Below are 18,581 nucleotides of genomic sequence, written 5' to 3' on the forward strand. Positions count from 1 at the left end.
AAAAAAATAACACTCCTCCGTCACTTTGTGACGGTCAGGAGTGTTATTCTACTGCTTACTTCACTGAAAGCAAGCTGTCCGTAATAAATTTCAATTGTCCTTCCAAAGTGATAGGGTCGTTATATGTGTCCGAAGTGTTATCCAGCTGGAAGACATGTCCTGCCTTAACTGCAGGCAGATTCTCCCACAACGTATTGCTATATACGACCTCGGCATCACTTGTATCTCCAGACCACGGGCTGGTAAAGATGATGTCACCTGCGTATTCCGGCAGCACTTCCATGGAGATCGAGGCAAAGCCTGTTCCACTGTCAATCGCTTCCGCCTGAGCCTTGGTTGGGGCCTTGAGGCCAAATTCTCCATAAAGGATTTCACCGCCACGACCATAGTTATGGCCGAATACATATAATCCTTTCGCATATGGATTCAGGATGGACACCGTTCGATCGCCTACGGCGGCTTCTACTTTGGGTTTCCATTCGTTAATCTGTGATTCCCAGTTTGTAATCCAGGCTTTCGCTGCATCTTCTCTATTTGTCAGTTTGCCTAATTCAAGCATCAAGTCTTTATAATTGAGTTTGCCATACTCGATCTGCACCACAGGAGCAATTTGAGACAATTGATCAAGACCCTCTGTACCCGTATAAGCGATGATCAGATCAGGTTTGAGACTTACCAGTTGTTCCGCTGTAGGCTGCTCACCCAGATCGGTTGTTCCTTCACTTATCAATTGATCCTTAATATACTTATTGCCCATTGCACCCGAGAGGGCTCCTACCACCGGAACATCCAGTGCTACAAAGTAACCTGTTGTGAAAGCCGTCAAATCAACGACACGCTGAGGTGTTTTGGGTACTTGTACTTCTCCTGCATCCGATTGATATGTAACCGTCTCTCCTTCATCAGTCGCCGCTGGTTCAGCTGCAGATGTTGAATCAGTTGTCTGCTCAGCCGTGTTTGCGCTAGTATCCGCTGCTGTACTGGTCGTCGATGACTGACCGCATGCACTTAATACAAACAGCACGGTTAGTGCCAGTATAAGCAAAATCGAATTGGACCGTTTCAACAATGTAAACCCACCCTTTTTAATTGATATTGATAATCGTTATCACTTTATCATGATGCAGTCTATTTGACAAGCTAATTTCAACTTCTCTTTGTAAAATGTAGTAATATTGAATGTTTCACCCCACAGACATGATATCACTTCAACAGTTGAATTCATTGACTTAATAGATCACCAGTCACACCAAATCGAAGAACTACATGTTAAATTACGCAAGGATGGTCAAGAACATGAAGTACCCATGACTGGAGCTGCTTTAAGGGTTGATACATTAACAAGAAGATAATTAGTGCGTTTAGTAGCCCCTCCATTGGGACTCCTATTTTTGTTACCTAGATTCATACAGGTCAATATGGGTATCTCCTATCCACATCTCAACGGATAACAGGTATTACTATTCTTCTATTACCGCGATAGCATGTGTCGCTCACGGTCATTATGGCATGCAAGACGAGTAAATGAAGCCAGATGAATATCCTTATCTGTTTGATTATTTTCTGGAAGTAAATTATGTGCGCTCTGATACTATTGTTAGCTGCTAAATGGAATGTTGATTTTTAGCCAGAGAGGATTAAAACAAAAAACCAAAGCATTAGCTTTGGTTTTTTTGTTTTAATTAGTTTGGGGAAAATGTGATCCTAAATGATTAACTTGAGATAGATTGGATTAGAAAGCCGTCCCTCTCATCTGAAAAAGTTTTAAAGCACATAAAGATCTAAGTTTAATCCGTTCAGGATTCTCTCAGCATGAGTATATAGCATGCTGTCATTACTGAGAATTCTTCCGTGCACTATTCCTTTAAAACCAGAACCTGCAAAAACAGGTGCTCCACTATCGCCTGGTTGTGAAACTGTACTTGTTTCAAAGAGATATCTGCCAGCTGTAGTAAAGTAAACGTCTTTTCTCTGTAATGTGCCAGTAGTTGTGTCCGTAGTAGCGCCTGACTTAATTACAGTTTCTCCTATTTTACTTGAAGACAGCGCTTGAACTCCAGTAAGCCTTGTTGGATTACCTGGGTTGATTCCAGAAGTGTTATAAATGACATTACTTGGAGTGTGATTCCCACCGCTTAACCTAATAGCACCAGAGTCGGCGTATGAGCCCATATAGATATTAGACAAGGGTCCAAGAAGGTATCCTCCTTGACTAAAATTTGTACCTTGACTCCCGCAATGACCTGCAGTAACAAGAAATAGGGTTCCGTTTGATCTTGATTTTGCAGGTACGCCCGCTGTACATTTCCCACTACTATTTATCTCATGACCACCCATTATTGTTCCTGTATATGTGTTTCTTGCAGTCTGTTCGATAAGCCCCGGGTCGTCATTAAATTCCAAGGGGTATTTGTTAAACATTGTTTGAACAATTTCCTGTTTTTCAGGACCTAATTCATTACCGAGGGAAACCACAACTTTCTGATTAGGGTAATCTGAATAAATTTTCGTTACATTAACATTTTGTTCTTTTAAAAGATCAAGCTTACTGACTATATTCTCTACAAAGCCCATTAGTTGTTTTTCGCTATAATCAACCTTTTCATACACAATTTCATTAGGCAAGATTAACGAAGCTGCATTGTTAGAGACGTTAGTTGTAAATTGTTCTACCGTTTCAACAAACGCCTGTTCCTCTTGATTGCTACTAGTAATATTTTTATTAGAACCTCCTGTATATCTAACTATAATCTTGTATTCGGGAGCTTGTTGTATATACATTCCAGCATAATTTTCAGACATTGATGAATCCTGGATCGCTTTTTCAAGATCAGGTATAAATTTTTGTTCAATCTCAACTCTTCTATCCATCTCAGATTCCTCAGATTCTGATAGAGAGACACCATATTTCTGAACAGAAGATTCGTTTTGAATAGAGAGGAGTTGATTAGTGCTCTTTTCGAAACCAAATTCATCTCTGAATTTTTCTTCTAAATTATACTTTTCGTTTGTATAGGCCTGGCTATCTTTCTCAATGTTCTCAGCATAAGTTACTCCACTAATAGATAATGTAAGGGCTACACCAAAGATTAATGTAGTTATTTTTTTGAGATCCATAGATGCCTCCTCGTATATATTCAGTTTACATGACCTCTTCTGCGTTGATTATCATTGTTTTTTCATCTTCAAAGCTCGATTGATCAGATTGAAACACTGCGTTTAGGACGACACTGACGTTTGAACTTGCTATTTGCTGAAGTTGATCTGAACTTAGTGTAATTTCATAACTTTCAGAATACCATTGGTCCTTCACTAATTTTGTTGTTATTCCTTCAGTTGTTGTTGACCTTGGAGGAAGGATACTTTCCCCATCAGTTTGCAAATCTACATCAAGTATTTTTTTTGAATGAAGGATCTGATTATCGGCATCCTTGCCTATATACTTCAGACCTGGTTCAAAAATGAATGTATCATTATTTGATTTTTTGATGATTAATCTGAGTTCATAATCCCCAGATTGTTTACTAGCTATAATTTGATCGCCATCTTTTTGAATTTGATCGGGTGTACTAATAGCATCGTTATTCAGTGAGGAATCGGAACAACCAAACAGGACAAGACAAATCATAAGAATAAGGGATATATGCTTCAATGTACGACCTCCTTTCCATTCAGAATCTTAGGTGTTGTTCCAATAATTTAGACGCAGCATAATGCTAAAATGTTTCATTAATTTATAAATTTTACAATTTATATACATTTGTTTACATATAATATTTATTGATTTATCCGATGTGTGGTAATGCAGATCCATTAACCTGATTTATTCAATTTCAGCAAAGCAAAGAACGACAAAATCCAAACAAAAAACCAAAGCTGTAAGCTTTGGTTCAAAATAGGTTGGCATAAATAGGCCCCTTCATCTCTTTAAGACTTGGTTAGGTAATATTGGAAAAATAAAGGATGAAATACCGGGATCACATCGTATAAAATTAATTCAAAAAAGACTTAAGTTCTTCTTCAAATTGATTTCCGAACTCCCTAATACCTTCTTTGGACGCTTTCAGAGTGTATAAATGACCTAAATCCATAAAGATAAGTAAGTAGAGATCTGTTTTGTATTCATGCATCCATTTTATTTCCATACTCTCTTCAAAATGACTAATGTAACCCTTCCATTTTTCCTCAGGGAATTCTTTCAGCATTGGAATGAAGCTGTTTAAAACCATGTTTGTCCTACCAAATTTAGCTTCTTTCACTATTTCAGAATTAACAACATATTTATAATTATAATAACCACCTTCACCTGGAGAGGGATTATGTTTAACGACAGTAAATTCAATGTAATTAACCGGGAAGTTTTTATCTCTTAAAATAGGCATTGTTTACCTCCATGATTGTAAAACTGGAGAGAGCATTAATCTTCTCTCCCCAGTCTGTTTTTTTAAGTAAAACTTAAATTATTTAAACTTAACACCGCCCTTAATCCAACGGCCTTCAGAAACTCGATTCTGAATTGTGCTGACGCTATCTAATTTGTAAGTAGTAATAATGGTATTCAGAGCGTTACCAATAACAATTACAACTTTATTGATTCTATCCAACATAATACGAGAGTTAGAATAGTTTGTATCATAGTATTTCTCTACAGCCAACATTCCAGTTGACAGACTTCCTTTCTAGGATCAAAAAAAGCCGCCATGGGCGACTTTTAAGACAGATTGTTTAGTCTTCGTAAAACTTTATAGTCTCGCAATCTTCTCCAGTATTAGCTCTCTTTCAAGGTAACAAGATCAACTACCATCCAATTGTTATCCCTATATTGCAACGTTAGTTTTACAGAGATGGCACCCTCATTCGATCGATATTTACTTACCACGAGTATGACTTTATTCTGATCTTCCGCCAGCTCAACCTTCTCAATCCGCAGTAGAATCCCTCGAAGATTGCTTTCATCACCTTCATATAAACCTTGCTTAAGCAATTTTTCATAAGTTAGGTTATAAACGTCCACCTTATATTTCGTTTGTAAGAACTTCGCTATTTCTTGTCCGTCAGAGTCACTTAATGCAGGAGTCTGATTATAGTCTATTAATATATACTCCATCGATCTATTAAGAGCTGAATCTGTCATTATGACCTCTTCCAATGCTGCAATATATAGTCCGCTTAGATCGTTATCAGCATCTGCATTCGTGGACGTGCTCGCACAAGATGTTGTCAGACTAACCAGTGATAGAACATAAATAAAGTACAACAACTTCCTGGGGATGACCCTCACCTCCTATGGATTCCTTAACTCATTAACGGAAATCTCAAGGAACATGTTGCATAATAAAAAAAGCAGTCCTCAGCGGACTGCCCGTTCGACTTTACATTTTCAGATCAAATTGGAACTGATCCAATTCTTCTTCTGCTTCACGCATTAATTCCAACAGTTGATCAGCGTATTCCCCAAGCGCAGCCCTGCTGGCCTCGAAGTTAAGCCATTGAATGGTCAGTGGAATGGAAATGAAACCTGTTAAGCCATCCCAAAGCGCATCCAGATTCCGACCATAATCATCATCTAACCCGAGCTTCGCCTGTAGAATATCATGCAATTCTTCTTTACCATGAATATCATTTCCATCAATGATTACTGTCTTCATACCATCCTACCTTTGGTCATTTGATTTGTTCAAACGTACGATAATGATCGGTTGTTTTGTATATTAAGCCATCACTGGAATAGAGAATTCGGTCACTTCCCCGGGTTCCCCCGGAATAATTGATATCTGCCTCGTACCATGTTCTCCCCTTTTTCTTGGGTAACAGCCCTTCCCGATTCTGAAATAGATCACCGCCGATACTTTTTCCTGGGGCCACGTCTTGCAGATTTCCTTCACTTGGTACCCAGCCCAGAGCCCTGGCCTCCTTCTTGGTAATATAATTATCCGGAAGTTCCTGATGCTCGGTAATATAATGGGCAACTTCATCAAATTGGTTCAAGACAGCATGGGTCTGAGACGATTCATCTACAGATAGCGATTCAAGTGAACAGCCTGCGAACAGCATCGTCGCAAGAATAATGAGTACGGTACCTAACCATTTTTTTAATATACACTACTTATAATCTCCTTTTGATCTTCTCAACTCCAAAAAGTATATACCAATCTAGACACAGTTCCAAGTATAGCAAAGTCCTTGCATTTAAACCTAAAAGGATTGAAGTAAATTTCAAAATGAAGTACTATCAATTTATTATGTAATGATCATATGTAACTGGCGAACACGGTGAACCGTGAGGGAGCATATGATTTCTAATCAAGCCGTACGCCTGGGCAGAGGTAAGGAAGTTTTATTTCCTTGCCTCTTTTTATGTGGAAAGGGCGATGATGAAGATGAGCACAGAGACACTAATTTTAAATGGACAAACGGTAGCGGACTTCATGAAGGAAGAAATGATGGCGAAAGTTGCCTTGTTGAAGGAGAAGGGAATACGCCCTTGTCTCACTACCATTTTGGTCGGTGATGACCCCTCTTCCGAAACGTACGTACGTATGAAGGGCAATGCATGTGCGCGTGTAGGCGTACATTCCATTAAAGTGGTTTTGCCTGCAGAAACGACGACTGAACAATTAATTCAAGAAATAAACAAATTAAATCAAGACTTATCCGTACATGGCATTCTGCTGCAGCACCCGGTACCGCATCATATCAATGAAAGAGCCGCTTTTGATGCAATTAGCATAGAGAAAGACGTGGATGGCGTTACCACCCAAGGATTTGCACTAAATGCTTTTGGAATCGCCGCTTTCCCTTCCTGCACACCACAGGCCATTATTCGTATTCTAGATTTCTATAAGGTTCCGATCGAAGGCAAACATGCTGTCGTTATCGGGCGAAGTCCAATCCTGGGCAAGCCCGTTTCAGCCATGTTACTTAACCGAAATGCAACGGTAACCACCTGTCACTCCAAAACCGTCAATCTGGACGAAATCGTGAAGTCGGGAGATATTGTGATTGCTGCCGTCGGCAAACCATGTTTTGTAAAAGGAAGCTGGATTAAACCTGGTGCAGTTGTCATTGATGCAGGCTACAATAAAGGCAATGTAGGTGATGTGGACTATTCATCTTGCTTGGCTCAGTCCTCCGCCATTACACCCGTCCCGGGTGGCGTTGGTCCGGTAACAATCGCTACACTGATCGAACACACGATCAAATCAGCCTTCATGCAATCTGAATGAACATTATATTATGTAAGAAAGCACGCAAAGCCCACTCTATTCATGAGGGCTTAGCGTGCTTCTTTTGGTGTGAACATCAGGGCTAATGCTTCATCCGATTGTTAGCATATTCACATGTGATATCCATTTCCGTTGCTACTACTTACCTGGTTCTTGTCCTCTTTATTTTTTGGCAAATTGTAAAATGGCCGTCGCTGCACGAATACGAATATCCACGTCTTCACTGTGCAATGCATCTTTCAATACCTCAAGAGCTTCCCGGACCGTAACGTCATCTACGCTAACCGAATTACGGTCTGTGGTTTCCGTTTCGTGAGTTCTTGAAAGCCACGGATCCAATTGAGCCTGTGATCGTGGATGCCCGAATGTTGAGATTATAGAAGTATCCGAAATCAGAGCACGTACTTTATCGTTTATTGCTGTCAGTGGAATTCGTCCCAACCATGTTACGCCTCTGCGATGACATATCGAATCTTCTCCAATGCTAGTGGAGTTATCGTAAAAATAGTCGCCCACATCCCCAACGTATGCCCACTCATCGTCATGAATTAAGACATTGTCTCCATCCTGCATAATGTTTACAAACGTCTGTAGTGTCCCTACTACCCGACTCAGTTCCGATTCACGTATTGCATAATGCTGCACGATTTGCTCTTTCCATTCTTCAGCCGGTACTTGTTCCAGATCCCCTGTAGCTGGCCAATCGATCCCGACAAAGTTATCTTCCAGGAAAGTTGCAGTTCGATCGATGCCGTGTATTGTGGATTGGATATGAAAAAGGTTCATGCTGCACTTGTCCTCCTCTGATGCTGTATACCGTAGAACGTATTGTACATTCTAACCATTATAAATGGTTTGATTTTGTTTGACCAATGAACACATCGGCAGATGAATTCGTGCTCCCAGATGATATGGCTCCCATTGCAGCGTTTCTTCAAAACGTTTTTTCGCTTCAGCCGCTTTTCCTAACCCCAACAAACCCAGACCATGCATAAACAAACAGTGGACCTGATTGCGCTTGTTCAAATCATCTTCAAATACGAGAAAATCCGGCAAAGATACGGCAAAATAGTCAATTTTCACATCATCAAATAGATGTCTCTCTGCGTAATCAATCAGCTTGTTAAATCGGCGTCTTGCTTCTTTTGGATTGCCTAGTTTCATCCATGCTAGCCCCTGATAGAAGATCATTTCTGGCGGTTGATCGTTATAATACATGGCACTGGCGGGCTCTTCCAAACCTTGCGAGGCTATTGTCCAGTGATACACCGCTTCTTCTTGCCGGCCTAATCTGCTGTAGGTGTAACCAAGCTCGTAATGTACGTTATTTTCCTGAGCACCTTCCAGTTTACCCTCTCCCAGATTCTCGGGATATTGGAAGGCACGTTTTAAGAATGTAACGGCTTCCTCGAATTGACCCTGTTGACTCGCTTGCTTTCCAAGCTCAACAAGCGCGAGAACATATTGTCCCGTGACTTTACCTTCCCCGCCCTCCCATGGATGAAATCGACGCTCTAACAGAGCTGTTAACGCCTCTTCATGCTGGCCGAGTATATTGAGCAAGGTTACATATTCGAGGTAAAGGTCATCTCGGTGATGCACAAGTTGCATATGCTGCTGAAGTTTGGCCATCCGCTCCTGAGCCGTAACGCCTACCTTTTTGTACAATTGATCCAGTTCGTAGAATACGCGGGCATCTGCTTCATTACACTCAAAAGCCTTTTCAAGCGATTCACACGCAGCTGTTGCATCGTTCCGTTTATTATAGTAAGCCAGGGCAAGATTCCGATGTACTGTTGCAAAATGATTGTCGATTTCCTCGGATTGTTCCCAATGATGAATGGCATCTGCTGCTCGCTTTTTATCATAATACAGATTGCCCAGATAATAGTGTGCCTTACTGTCCAATGGATGCATGGCAATTGCATGCTGCAGTACGTGCAGCTCGAACAGGCTGTTTGGGAAACAATAATCTGGTGAAGCGTTCTGGGCTAACCGTCGCTCCTGATCTGCTTTCTCCGAAGGTTCCATTCGGTCGTACATATACGCGAGCATATAGTGAACCATCGGGTAGGTGTGATTGCCGTGTATCAAACGAATCTGCTCCAATACTTCTGCTGCTTCCTCGTACATGCCATTACCTGCATAATCCGAAGCCAGGTTCATATAATTGTGCACATCGTTACGCATGATTTTTCCGAGCTTGATTCGCGTATCATCGGCTTCTTCATGACGTCCCAATCGTTCCAACACTTTAGCTTTCTCGCAGGCTGCCCCAAAATCGGCAATGTCCAGCTTCAAGGTTTCCTCCGCGAACAGAGCCGCTTCCGAATATCGGCCAAGCTTTCGTAAAACCGCGGTCTTCACGAGTCTTGACTTGTAGTTTCTGCTATTTCGTACCAGAGATCTTTCCGCTAGCTCCAAAGCTTCGGCATAATGCCCTCGTTCGCAGGCGATTTGGCTTAATGCATAATAGCCACTGTCCTGAAACGCCGCAGACCAAACCGATTTATAAAACGCAGCGTATGCTTCTTCATTCCGCTCCTGTAAACGAAGAGCCAGACCAAGCTGATAATAAGCTTCGCTGTCGTACGGATTCGGATTACACCAAGTCAACGATTTAATGGCCGTCCGGAAATGTTTTTCCGCCCGTTCAAACCAGCCCTTACGAAGCAGCGTCATGCCATATGCGATATTAAGACGAATGTCGGAGGCATCCCTTCTTAAACCTTCTTCATAATAATGCTCAGGCTCAAAGGTGGCATGCCGATATTGTTCCAGGTGCAATCCTGCCAGATATAACTGTTCTGTACTCTTTATCTCCTCCGGTAGAGGAAGCGGTTTGGATGGTTCAGGCACCAGTTCTATGGATGGCTTCGCCGGACGGTAAGAAACAAGTTCATGCCCGCACGCATCATGGACGGTTACGATCAGATCATGTGCCTGGTCTTCGGGATCTAAGGCTACAACCGATTGATAGGTCTGTTCCGGTGAGGTCGTAACCGTATCTTTCAAATACGTTTTCTTCCGGCCCTTCAACTCAATCCTTGCCTTCTCGAACACCGATGTGGCATAGACCATCACCGTCACGGTAGAACTTGTCTTATCTACTTCCAGGTTCACCGCTGCATCAATCGATGCATTTTTCACGACACCGATATTTTTGTACGGCATGAAATATTGCTTGAACGATTTTTCCTCGTAAGGTTGAAGCCATGTGAAATCTGGCTGGTTGTCCGTAAACACACCTGTCATCAGCTCGATATAGGGTCCGTCCTCATCGGTTAAACTGCGATCCCACGCCTGGCCGAACTCACCGTTACCCCAGGTCCATTGTTTCTTACCTGGGGACACATGATGGTTTGCTACGTGAAGCAGTCCTGCTTGGACGCCATGGTCGTATCCGCCAACAAAATTATAATCCGACTTGTAGGCCATATACGATGTAGGTACAGGGATGTTTTTATAACGTGAAATGTCCACGCCTTCCGAGTAATCCATTTTATAATAGGTTCCTGTTGCAATGGGGAATCTGGACACATCACGCTTGCCATGGTCGAATACGGCCGTAACGTCCGGAGGAAATACCGTCTGGGTATGGTCATTAACCGCAACAGCAGGATTGGCCCACCACAGGAACGTTTGCGGCTCTGAAGTCCGGTTAAACATCTGTGCCGTAATTTCGAGGTAGGCTTTGCCCGGAAACAGTGTGAAGCCTGTTGTAACCTTCGTTCCATACATACGGTCGATCTCACTCACCCATACGGTAGCGCTTCCGTCTTCATTTTCAGTCATGGTATGTTCTACGGGTCCAAACGTATTTGGACGATGATGCTGCGGCCAATTGAATTCAATTCCACCCGATATCCAGGGCCCGGCTAGCCCTACGAGGGCAGGTTTAATGACGCGATTGTAATAAACGAAATCATAATGGTTCGTTTTGTCTAACGCCCGATAGATGCGACCACCGATCTCAGGCAAAATTTCAATACGCACATATTCATTTTCGAGAATAGCCATTCGATACAATTTCACTTCTTTATCATCCATGATTTTATCAATGACCGGAAGGGGGTAGACGCGTCCAGAGGACCCTTGGTAGACCCTTTTTTCCAGAAACATTGGATTTTTGTCTGGTTCTCCTGTGCCATAGGTAGGGATCTCAGTCTGTTCCTCCCATACGTGAACTCCCTTGGATACAGGTACAGACGGCTCTCTTGTGCTCATAACGCTTCCTCCTTTTGTGAACTGTCAATGTATCCATAGTAAGAAAAATGAACGGCGGAGTACCATTCAATATCCTCTGTTTTTCATGGACTATATGGGGACACTCCAACAATCACGCATGAAGGTTATTTTTTCGTTTCCGAAATGCTGACGGTGTCTCGGCAAACGCTTCGCGGAACTTTCTTGTAAAATGAATGCCGCACTCAAATCCGACATCCGTGGCAATCTCCGCGATTTGCCGGTTCGTGCCAGCCAGAAGCTGTGCTGCCTTCTCCAACCTGAACTTGTAAACGGTGTTCAGAATCGTATCGCCTACCTGCTCCTTAAATAAATGAGAGAGGCGTGAGGTGGATAAACAGCAGCGATTAGCGAGTTCAGGTATGCTTATCTTCTGCGCAGGATGCAACTGCAAATACCACATGATCTCCGCTATTCGGGGATCCATTGCTGCTGGAACATCCGGAGGATATGTCTGTTGAATGTGAATCAACGTCTCCTCCAGGGCAAGCTCAGATAATCGGCGATGCTGTTCGGAGCTCCCTTCCGAAAACCCATGACGCACCAATCTTCGAAGAGCATTCTGCATATCCTGCTGTGTCTCCTTCGAAACAATTCGCTGGTATACGAAACGATCGGAGGTTTCAGGAAGCTTCAAGTATGTACTCCAGTTGGGATCGGGAATGAAATGGACCCATATAAATTCCCAATGTTCCCGCTTCGTTCGATAATGATGCGGCAGCCCTGGCATGAGGATCGCCACATCCCCAGCTGTGCAGGTGATCGAATTCTTGCCAAGCTGTATTTCTCCTTCTCCAGAAAGCGTATACATTAATAACCAATCGATGCTCCCCGTTGGCCGGTGAATCTCATATCCCTTCAACTCCTTATAATGTCCTGCGATCAATATTCCAAAGGGCCGGTGTCCAAGTATAGCATAATCCACATGTTTTTCAGCCATTATCACACTACCTCGCTATGATCTATTCCGTATAAAATGTAGCTGTATCGATATTTCTTATATTTTCTAAAACAGTAGAATTCGTCGTATAAAACATATCACAAGGAGGTTGTCCCAGCAATGAGCCAGGTTTCGAAATTATCATTATTGGATGCAGATAATAAGGAAATCCATTCAGGAAAATTGGGAATGAATGGTGGAGCAAACCCCAAAGGAGATAGCTTTGGATTTACCAGTTATTATATGACTCGTAATGGCGAGCCCTTCATTCCTGTCGTGGGAGAATTTCACTTCTCCAGGTTTTCATACTTGCACTGGGAAGAAGAACTGCTGAAAATGAAAGCCGGCGGCATTCACATCGCTGCAACATATGTATTTTGGAATTTTCATGAGGAAGAAGAAGGAGTTTTTGAATGGAGTGGTAATCGGAACCTGCGCCATTTCATCGATCTTTGCGCCAAACTGGATCTGCCCCTCATTCTTCGCATCGGTCCGTTCTGCCACGGCGAAGTTCGTAATGGAGGAATTCCGGATTGGGTAGTATCCAAGCCTATTGAGATCCGTTCCAATGATCCCGAATATCTGAAGCTTACACGCAGGATGTATCGGGAAATCGCCAGTCAGATGAAAGGCAGCCTGTATCAGGACGGAGGACCTGTTATAGCTGTGCAATTGGAAAATGAATTCATGCACGCCGGGGCGCCGAATGATGCATGGGGTTACAAAACAGGGAAATTTCTGTCCTCTGGAACCGGAGGTACAACTCACCTTGCCGAGCTGCGCCGTATTGCGGAGGATGTAGGGATTCGTCCTCTGTTCTTCACGGCTACCGCTTGGGGCGGCGCTGCCGTTCCCGAGGAAGGCTTTTTGCCCATGCTTGCAGGTTATGCCTATACTTCCTGGTTGCCTGACCAGCCTCCAAGCAAGGAATTTATATATCGCGATCTTCATGTTACTCCTGCGGAACCCGTTCAGTATGACACGCGCGAATATCCCGTTGCCTATTGCGAAATGGCCGGTGGCATGCAGGTCAGTTATAACGTGAGGCCGTACGTTCCCGAGAACAGCATCGAGGCCATGACCCTTGTCAAGCTAGCCAGCGGCAGCAATCTGCTCGGTTATTATATGTATCATGGCGGCTCCAATCCCGTTGGCAAGAAGAGTTATCTGAATGAGCAATTCCTGCCGAAGATTACGTATGACTACCAGTCTCCCTTGGGTGAATTCGGCAGAGTCGGTGCATCCTATGACCGCATCCGCGCCATCTCTCTGTTTCTCGAGTCTTTCGGATCTGTCCTTGCTCCGATGAAAACGGTCCTGCCTGAGGGACAATCTACCATAGATCCGACAGATACAGAGACATTACGCTGGTGTGTCAGACATGAGGACGGCTCTGGTTTTGTTTTCTTGAATAATTTTCAGGACCAGGTGGACATGCCCCGCCGCAGTATACGAATCGAATTGGAAACATCCAAGGGTCACGTTGCCTTCCCTGCCGAAGGTGAACTTGAGCTGCCTGAAGGAATCGGGTTGATGCTGCCGTTCCATCTGGATCTTCATGGCGTGTCACTACTTAGTGCAACGTCTCCGCTGCTCACAGTGGTCGAGACTTCTGCAGAAAAAACGGTTTTCTTCTATGCGCATGAAGGGATGAAACCGGAATTCGTCGTTTCCAAAACAAATCTAAAGGATGTGCAGTGTAACGAAAGTGTATTAATGGATCAAGGATCTTACTATGTGATTCAACCGAACGTGGACCAACACCATTCAGTCAACTTCCTAACCACTGACGGGAGCAGCGTACGCTTTGTGGTGCTTTCCAGAGAAGAAGCGCAGAAAGCATATACCTTTGAACTGTGGGGACAACAAACGCTGGTCATTAGCGATTGTCCCGTTACGGTCAGCAATCACCAGCTTATCTGCACATCAACAGGAGCTTCCCGGTTTGCTGTTTCGCTGTATCCCAAGCCCGAGCACCATTTACAAACCCATCGTGCCACGGTTCACTCTCAAAAAGATGGAGCAGCTCTCTTCACTACCTATACCATAGATCTGCCTGAATATACGCCAGACGTGTTGATTAAGAAACCCACAGAGAAATCGGCTCTGCTGCAATTTGCCGGAGAGTGGCCCTCTCATGTTCACGATGTATGGCTTGAGGTGGATTATGAAGGTGATGTGGCTGAAGCGTTCCTGAATGGACGGCTCATAACGGATCACATTTCTTACGGAAAGACCTGGTCCATTGGCCTCAAGGAATTCTACACTCAGCTTGAATCCTCTGAATTGCACTTGTCCATAACCCCGCAGCGCAGAGGAACGGTTCATACCTTTGTCAATCAGGCACAAATCGAGCGCTTCGAGGGAATAGAGCTCGCCGAGTTTCGTCGCATTGAACCCATTCCGGAATATCGGGTCGCGCTGTATCCAGTGAAAGCGGCCGCAGCGGTTGGACAATTATCCGTTTCATCTTCCATTTAAAATGTTATTAAGCCCTGAATTCGTTCAGATCGAACCAATTCAGGGCTTTTTTTTCATACTTTTATTGAAAATGCTTTGCTTCGTGATATCCTTGAGTAGAAAATATAGGTAACATACTTATCTAGTACATATTTCATTTAGAAGAAGCATGAGAAGCGAGGAGATTCTTTTGAGTCAACCGATTTGTTTTGGAATTATAGGATTCGGCTGGAGAGCAGAAGCTTATCTTCGGATCGCGAAGCAGCTCCCCCATGTGTTCAAAATCAGCGGCATAGTCGTTCGCAATCCGGCCAAATATCAGGAAGCTGCCGAACGTTGGGGCTTGACCCTTTACGAGACTCCTCATGAAATGGCCCGCCACTGTGATTTTCTGTTGGTTGCTGTTTCCAAAGCATCCGTCCCTGCCGTCCTTGAAGAACTTGTTTCACTACAAGTGCCTCTCTTGGTTGAAACACCACCGGCATTCGATGAAGAAAGCCTTGGAATCATGTCCACTTTTGCCGAGAAAAACGGCCAGATTCAGGTTGCAGAACAGTATCCGCTGCAGCCGCATCATATCGCTCGAACGTCCCTCATACAGTCAGGGAATTTGGGTCAGGTTCATCATGTGCAAGCATCAATAGCACACGGTTATCACGGGATCAGTCTGATTCGTAACTGGCTGTCGCTCACGGAAATCAGCTGTGAAATCGTTGCCCGTCGCTTCGAACTTCCGATTCTGGAAGTACCTTACCGTGGTCGACAAGTCCAGGATCGAATCGAAAATGAAGTGCAAGATATCGCCATGCTGTCGTTCCGTAACGGAAAGAGCGCTGTGCTCGATTTCACCCGCTCTCAATACTTTTCGCCGCTCCGTCAAAACCGGGTTCTGATTCGCGGTTCCCATGGGGAGATCCGGGATAACGAGGTCACCATCAGCTTGGGTACCGATGTGTACGATACATACGCCATCCAACGAATTCAAAGCGGCATGGAAGGAAGTCTGGGACCGCTGTCCCTCCGTGAGCTTCGCGCAGGCCAAGAGTGCATGTACCGTAACCCCTTCCCTTCTGCCCCGTTTTCTGATGAAGAGCTGGCCATGGTTGAAATATTGACGCGAATGTCTACCTTTGTGAGAGAGAATAGTCCTTTTTATCCCCTGACTGAAGCTCTTAAGGATGTGCGTTTGTCTCTGGCCATAGAGAAATCTATCACAACTCAAGCATCGGTAAGGATCTAATTTTAACTATGAAATATGAACTAATCGTTTAACGAAATCGCTCTTTGAAAGGTGTTCTTCAATGTTTGCAATCGTAAACTCAGGTTCTTTACTCCTTTTATTTGGGGGGTGGTATGTCATATTCCTTATGTCCAAACATTCCAAAGACTCCAGCCGTTCATCGGCTCGCGTTATGAGAATTATCTTGGCCGTATCCATCATCATTCTATTGGTTCAAGATTACATATTCAAAACAATACCGTCTAATACAATACTAGTATTCGTTTTTATTGTTGTTTTAATAGCCACTAGGTCATTGCCGGATAAGAACAAAGAGAAAAAAACGAACTAACTCCCTGACAGGGATAAGTTCGTTTTTTTGCTATTCATTCATTATTACGGACCAGTTAGGATCTTTATAGCGTTTATCGACCACTTCTCTCACCAGACTGAGCTCCTCTGGAATATGATCTAAGCCCTCAATTCGGTATTCAAAAGGACTATTCATTTTACGATCTCCCATGCTGATAAATCCCTCTCTCCAATGATCAGGCAAGCTATTTTCCAATCCCGATGATCCTCTTTTGCTTACATTATATTGTTTACCTGCCGAATCATATGCTTTCCATGCATCATTACGAACTTCATTATCCATTTCTCCGTAAAATAAAACAGCCAGTTCGTTGGTTTCGCCACCACTTTGCGATCTTTCCAACGAAGTCCCTATCACTTCCACTCTATCCTTCAAAACCTTAAAAGATTTAGGCTCTGATAACTCCGCAGGTCTAAAGGAAAACTTGCTACCATCCACTTCAGCAATTGAGTATCCATCCAGAACAAAGCGGTAAGGTTCATGCTCAGGGAGATACTTAAAAGTATAGCTCCATCGCATTTTCCCTTCTTCAATCACACTATAGTCAAATGTCATCAGGCTGTCCATGTAACCGGATTTTCTTGGATTCACTGAATGTATCTCTTCGTTTTTTAAGTTCTCAAAGTGAAAGCTCAATGTTTGGTTTTCCCACAAATCACCTGGGGATCTAGCCATTGCTGCATCATCAAGCTCAGTCTCCAGTTCGAATCGTACCCCCTGCACCATTCGTGTGATCCGTTTTAAATTAACAGTCAGTCCATGTGGTGTTGTATAAGTTCCAGAGAGTTCCTCTACTTGGGTCTTGCTGTTTGCCTCTTTCATATCCAAGTCAAAGCTAAAATTCCAATTCCCTTCTATTGCAGGTACATTTCTGTTTCCAAGCGTATTAATATTCCCCTCGATTGTAATCTTGTCCGTTTGCAGCGGTTCACTGAAGAACTCCACCATATAATAAAAATCATTTGTATATCCCATATCGTACATACTGCCCACGGTTTTCCCTTCAGCATCTTTAATAGTAATGGTGTTCGATTCTCCAAGACTCAGCTTGTCCCGGTCATGCTCTCCTTTGTTATCAAAAAGTTGGAGCGCAAGCGTCACTCGTGTAGGATCTGCTACAGCTTCCTCAATAACAAGGGTGTAGCCCTTGTCATTGACTTTAATATGTGGATTATGTACCAATCCCAGCTCCTTTGCTCGCAGGAGTCCGATATCGGGATTGTCCTTGGAAAACAGAGATCTAATTATTTCCGCAAACGTTGGCACTGTATAGATCATGACCGCCGCTAGGGCAAAACAGATGGTTATAGCTGCAGCAGTCCATCTCCATTTGTTAAAGCGAGATTTCTTTCTCGACTTTTGCTCAGAAAGGGAAGAAAAAGCATTCTCCATAGCAAGTGTAACTGAATCGGGGAGGACAAGGTCTTGTGATTTCGGCTTTAAAAACTGTTTAATTTCGTGATCAACTGGATCATGATAACTCATATTTATCTTCCCCTTCCCCTTGTACAAGCTCACAGAGTTGTTTCCTAGCCCTGAACAAACGTGACTTAACAGTACCTTCAGAAATTTCAAGCACGTTGGAAATATCCTTGACCGACATATCCTCGATATAAAAGAGCGTGACCATCGTTCGAAGTTGATCATCCAGTTCATCAATGATGTCAAACAGTTCAATATGTTCATATTCATCCTTATAAGATGTTTGTCTCAAGTCATAAGGAATAAGAGAAATTCGCTTCAATTTTCTGTTGATACGATTGCACTCGTTGATTAGGATCCGAATAATCCAGGTTTTAAAATAAGCGGGTTCTTTCAAAGTATGTATACTAGTAAATGCTTTGGTAATGGTCTCTTGTATCGCATCTGCGCTATCTTCGTTGTTCCTTACGATTGATCTTGCTATAACATAGAGGCTTTGCTGAAGCGTCCGTATTAATGATACAAATGCTTGCTTATCTCCTTTTCGTGCAAGTTCTGCTTTCTCGGTTAAATCCACGAAGATTTCCCCTCCTCCTCAATTCTATCTAATCATTAGATCGTCAAAGGCTTCATTTGGTTCACAAAAGTATAAAAATTATTTTCAAATAATGTTTAAATTCTTATTTCTCAACCAAA

The 18,581-nt window shown here is 43.2% G+C and carries 15 protein-coding genes and 1 riboswitch; of the genes, 3 read left to right on the plus strand and 12 right to left on the minus strand.

The features are described from left to right. Window positions 1-55: 55 nt before the first annotated feature. From ABGV42_RS06725 to ABGV42_RS06755, 7 genes are all read right to left on the minus strand, one after another. A complete protein-coding gene (locus tag ABGV42_RS06725) occupies window positions 56-1,069 on the minus strand; it encodes an ABC transporter substrate-binding protein (RefSeq protein ID WP_347380968.1) in 1,014 nt (337 codons plus the stop codon). 695 nt (window positions 1,070-1,764) lie between these two features. Further along, on the minus strand, window positions 1,765-3,117 hold the full coding sequence (locus tag ABGV42_RS06730; RefSeq protein ID WP_347380969.1) for a S1 family peptidase: 1,353 nt from the start codon (window positions 3,115-3,117) through the stop codon (window positions 1,765-1,767). Window positions 3,118-3,142: 25 nt separating this feature from the next. After that, on the minus strand, window positions 3,143-3,652 hold the full coding sequence (locus ABGV42_RS06735; RefSeq protein WP_347380970.1) for a hypothetical protein: 510 nt from the start codon (window positions 3,650-3,652) through the stop codon (window positions 3,143-3,145). Window positions 3,653-3,992: 340 nt separating this feature from the next. Next, the gene (locus ABGV42_RS06740; RefSeq protein WP_347380971.1) at window positions 3,993-4,382 is read right to left on the minus strand and encodes a hypothetical protein; all 390 of its coding nucleotides are present in this window, start codon (window positions 4,380-4,382) and stop codon (window positions 3,993-3,995) included. A 386-nt stretch (window positions 4,383-4,768) separates the two neighbouring features. Beyond that, on the minus strand, window positions 4,769-5,134 hold the full coding sequence (locus ABGV42_RS06745) for a hypothetical protein (protein ID WP_347380972.1): 366 nt from the start codon (window positions 5,132-5,134) through the stop codon (window positions 4,769-4,771). A 238-nt stretch (window positions 5,135-5,372) separates the two neighbouring features. Further along, complete coding sequence (locus tag ABGV42_RS06750) at window positions 5,373-5,648, minus strand: barstar family protein (protein WP_347380973.1); 276 nt, start codon at window positions 5,646-5,648, stop codon at window positions 5,373-5,375. Window positions 5,649-5,664: 16 nt separating this feature from the next. Further along, entirely contained in the window at window positions 5,665-6,054 is a 390-nt protein-coding gene (locus ABGV42_RS06755) for a ribonuclease domain-containing protein (protein WP_347380974.1), read from the minus strand. Between the two features lie 193 nt (window positions 6,055-6,247). Next, a riboswitch (ZMP/ZTP riboswitch) is annotated at window positions 6,248-6,329 on the plus strand. Between the two features lie 51 nt (window positions 6,330-6,380). Here ABGV42_RS06755 and ABGV42_RS06760 point away from each other — a divergent pair. Beyond that, window positions 6,381-7,226, plus strand: coding sequence for a bifunctional 5,10-methylenetetrahydrofolate dehydrogenase/5,10-methenyltetrahydrofolate cyclohydrolase (locus ABGV42_RS06760; RefSeq protein ID WP_347383158.1), 846 nt, complete (start codon window positions 6,381-6,383; stop codon window positions 7,224-7,226). A gap of 162 nt (window positions 7,227-7,388) precedes the next feature. Here ABGV42_RS06760 and ABGV42_RS06765 read toward each other — a convergent pair whose 3' ends face one another. The 3 genes from ABGV42_RS06765 to ABGV42_RS06775 all read right to left on the minus strand — a co-directional run bounded on the left by ABGV42_RS06765 (window position 7,389) and on the right by ABGV42_RS06775 (window position 12,411). Further along, window positions 7,389-8,012, minus strand: coding sequence for a hypothetical protein (locus ABGV42_RS06765; RefSeq protein WP_347380975.1), 624 nt, complete (start codon window positions 8,010-8,012; stop codon window positions 7,389-7,391). 51 nt (window positions 8,013-8,063) lie between these two features. Beyond that, window positions 8,064-11,453, minus strand: coding sequence for a tetratricopeptide repeat protein (locus ABGV42_RS06770; protein WP_347380976.1), 3,390 nt, complete (start codon window positions 11,451-11,453; stop codon window positions 8,064-8,066). A gap of 112 nt (window positions 11,454-11,565) precedes the next feature. Beyond that, complete coding sequence (locus ABGV42_RS06775) at window positions 11,566-12,411, minus strand: helix-turn-helix domain-containing protein (protein WP_347380977.1); 846 nt, start codon at window positions 12,409-12,411, stop codon at window positions 11,566-11,568. Between the two features lie 120 nt (window positions 12,412-12,531). Here ABGV42_RS06775 and ABGV42_RS06780 point away from each other — a divergent pair, with 120 nt between their 5' ends. Both ABGV42_RS06780 and ABGV42_RS06785 read left to right on the plus strand, forming a co-directional pair. Continuing rightward, on the plus strand, window positions 12,532-14,892 hold the full coding sequence (locus ABGV42_RS06780) for a beta-galactosidase (RefSeq protein ID WP_347380978.1): 2,361 nt from the start codon (window positions 12,532-12,534) through the stop codon (window positions 14,890-14,892). A gap of 169 nt (window positions 14,893-15,061) precedes the next feature. Continuing rightward, on the plus strand, window positions 15,062-16,111 hold the full coding sequence (locus ABGV42_RS06785; protein WP_347380979.1) for a Gfo/Idh/MocA family protein: 1,050 nt from the start codon (window positions 15,062-15,064) through the stop codon (window positions 16,109-16,111). A 361-nt stretch (window positions 16,112-16,472) separates the two neighbouring features. Here ABGV42_RS06785 and ABGV42_RS06790 read toward each other — a convergent pair whose 3' ends face one another. Both ABGV42_RS06790 and ABGV42_RS06795 read right to left on the minus strand, forming a co-directional pair. Continuing rightward, on the minus strand, window positions 16,473-17,948 hold the full coding sequence (locus tag ABGV42_RS06790; protein ID WP_347380980.1) for a DUF4179 domain-containing protein: 1,476 nt from the start codon (window positions 17,946-17,948) through the stop codon (window positions 16,473-16,475). Next, on the minus strand, window positions 17,935-18,462 hold the full coding sequence (locus tag ABGV42_RS06795; RefSeq protein WP_347380981.1) for a sigma-70 family RNA polymerase sigma factor: 528 nt from the start codon (window positions 18,460-18,462) through the stop codon (window positions 17,935-17,937). Before ABGV42_RS06795 ends, ABGV42_RS06790 begins: the two co-directional genes overlap by 14 nt. Window positions 18,463-18,581 lie beyond the last annotated feature (119 nt).

The organism is Paenibacillus pabuli (assembly GCF_039831995.1).
GTDB lineage: Bacteria > Bacillota > Bacilli > Paenibacillales > Paenibacillaceae > Paenibacillus > Paenibacillus pabuli_C.